We start from the raw sequence: 2573 nt of genomic DNA, 5'->3' as shown, positions 1-2573 counted from the left end.
TAATGATATCTGATTTTCAAACTTTAATAGTTAATCAGAACAGGTGTTAAAGTTCTTTTACATAGTGATCACATTTTTAAACAAATATATGGAAAGAAACTCAAGCTCACTAACACATGTGAGTTGCAAAAAAATCAGTGCTTAACAAAATTCATAGCATTGAGTGTACTCTTTAAAAGGGAAGAATAGCTAAACTAATAATATAACTTTATCCCCCACAAAATGAGAAAAAGTGTGCATAATATCCAAATGAATAGTTATATTTGGCAAAATATAGTGAAACTGTAAATATTTGTATAGCAAATACAAAAGATTTCCAGTTATTTAAAATAATTTTAATGAAAATGACAACTTCAGTCACATTAAAAGCAAAAAACGTCCGTATAAAAAGCAATGAGCTACCATTACTACAATTCCATAAACACCAATAGGATAACAAAGTAATATGAGTAAGTCTATGACCACAGATTTGGTAACCAATACAAAATGAACCAAATCGTTGGATGATACACACATAAATGCATGGAGTTAGCGTATCTGAGGAGACCATACATCTGTTTAAGAAATTAAATAAACAATTTTTAATAAAATACTTTTTTACAACATTAAATATTTAAAGTTGTTATCTATGTTTAATAATTTATATAACCTTTATGTACTAATAATATATTTCTAAAGATTCCTTAATGCTTCATCATAATCATCTACATATTGAACAGATTCAGTCCAACCAGGTACATCTTTACCTAATCTCTTAAATTGAGAAACAGTAATTACATTTCCTTTTGTAACCAAAAATCTCTTTTTAAAAGGAACCTCCATATATTTATTTAATAAATATCCTAACATTTTTGCCACTTCTGGACTTGATGGCTTTAACTCTGGTGCGTCAATTACCAAAGTATATTCCTTAGCTGTAAATGTCTTTGTACTTTCAATATAATCTTTTAAGAAAGAGTTTCCATCCTCTTCACTAAAAAAACCTGCTGCTTCAGCATGAAATACTTTTTTAACATTGTCAACCTCAAATTGATAACTTGAATTCTTTCCTTCATACTTTTTCATAAATAATCCTCCTTATGTTATATATTAAAAAAATTTTAAATTATTATAAATATTTTTTAAAACTTAAATAATAATACAGTTACCACTGATCCTGAACCCATAGATGATAGTGTTACATAATCTCCATGATTAATTTTCCCAGTTTTTAAAGCTCTATCTAGAGCCACTATAGGACTAGTAGTTCCAGTATATCCATATTCATTACCTATATAAGTGGTTTTATCAGTATCTATTTTCAACTTTTCTAATGCTAGTTTTGCATCTGGAAGTGTAAATTGAGAAAATATAAGATGATTGATATCTGTTGCCTTTATTCCATTATCTTCTGCTACTTCTGTAATTAAATTTACCCATATATCTGATATAAAGCTTCCATCAAAAGGCTCCCAGAACCATTTATTATCATCTTCATTTTCAACTCCACATCTAGTTATTTTTGAATATCCTGCTTTAGGCATAAGTATATTATTACATTCTGATGTTTGTGTTAAATGAGTAGAATCTATAAAACCTCTCTTAATATCTTCTTCTACTTTATCTAAAATAACAGCTGCTGCTGCATCCCCAAAATTAGGATAAGCAACTGAATCTCTTTTATTCCCAACAGAACTAAATAAAATTCCTCCAACTACTAAAGCTTTTTTAAATCTTTTATTTGTCATTAATATTCTACTGGCTTGATCTAAGGCAGTTATCATTCCTAGGCAATTTGCGTTTGTATCATAAGCCATTTGAATTCTAATATCTCCCTTACCTAACATATCTAACAACTTCACAGCATTAGATGGTGATGTATATTCTGGAGTATCTGTTGCAAATATAAGTAAATCTATATCTTTAATGCTTATATTTGCTTCATTTAATGCTTTTACACTTGCGTTATATGCCATAGTTATTACAGTTTCATTAGGATCATTAGAAAGATATCTATATTCTCTTTCTAAATGATTTAAAAGCCCCTCTACTTTAATTCCCACTTTATCAAAGTGCTTAATAAAGTAATCGTTATGTATCTTATTTTCAGGATGATATACCCCTGTGCTAATTATATTGATGTTTTCTTCTTTCATAAAATCTCCCCTTGAAGTCTTCTTTTTTTATATTGTTACTTTAAACATAATGCTTATTTATTTTACACATTATATACATAAATACATATTATAACAAATAATGTCAAATTACAATAAAATATTTTTTACTTTTTATAATTATCTTTTATTGAATTATATTTTAAATTATATCTGTCATATAAATTAATTTAAGAACATATTTAAACCTTTTTAACCAAATTTCGTATTAATAATTTTTATTATATTCAAAAAAAAACTATTGCAAAGAATTAATAGGGATTCCTCACAATAGTTTTGTATTTAAAATATTATTTTAGGGGGCGAATTTAAAGTTTAATTTATATACTTATTTCTTATATTTCCATACTATAACAAATAATTCCAAAATACAATAGTTTTTATAATATTTTTTTAATTTTAATTATATTTTATATTAAA

2 protein-coding genes are annotated in these 2573 nt (G+C 26.1%); both read right to left on the bottom strand.

The annotated features are described in order from the left end of the window. Positions 1-672 precede the first annotated feature (672 nt). On the bottom strand, positions 673-1065 hold the full coding sequence (locus tag HUJ77_RS07565) for a hypothetical protein (RefSeq protein WP_291707971.1): 393 nt from the start codon (positions 1063-1065) through the stop codon (positions 673-675). Positions 1066-1121: 56 nt separating this feature from the next. Next, complete coding sequence (locus HUJ77_RS07560) at positions 1122-2135, bottom strand: ketoacyl-ACP synthase III (protein WP_291707970.1); 1014 nt, start codon at positions 2133-2135, stop codon at positions 1122-1124. Between the last annotated feature and the right edge of the window lie 438 nt (positions 2136-2573).

This window comes from Clostridium sp., from assembly GCF_021443865.1.
Taxonomy (GTDB): Bacteria; Bacillota; Clostridia; order Clostridiales; family Clostridiaceae; genus Clostridium.
The sequence above is the reverse complement of the archived record's forward strand: the minus strand, read 5'-3'. Positions and strand labels throughout refer to the sequence as shown.

What these genes read in the sequence shown, in the direction of transcription:
- HUJ77_RS07565 (WP_291707971.1), bottom strand. Translation starts at nt 1,065, where the DNA reads ATGAAAAAGTATGAAGGAAAGAATTCAAGTTATCAATTTGAGGTTGAC.
- HUJ77_RS07560 (WP_291707970.1), bottom strand. Translation starts at nt 2,135, where the DNA reads ATGAAAGAAGAAAACATCAATATAATTAGCACAGGGGTATATCATCCT.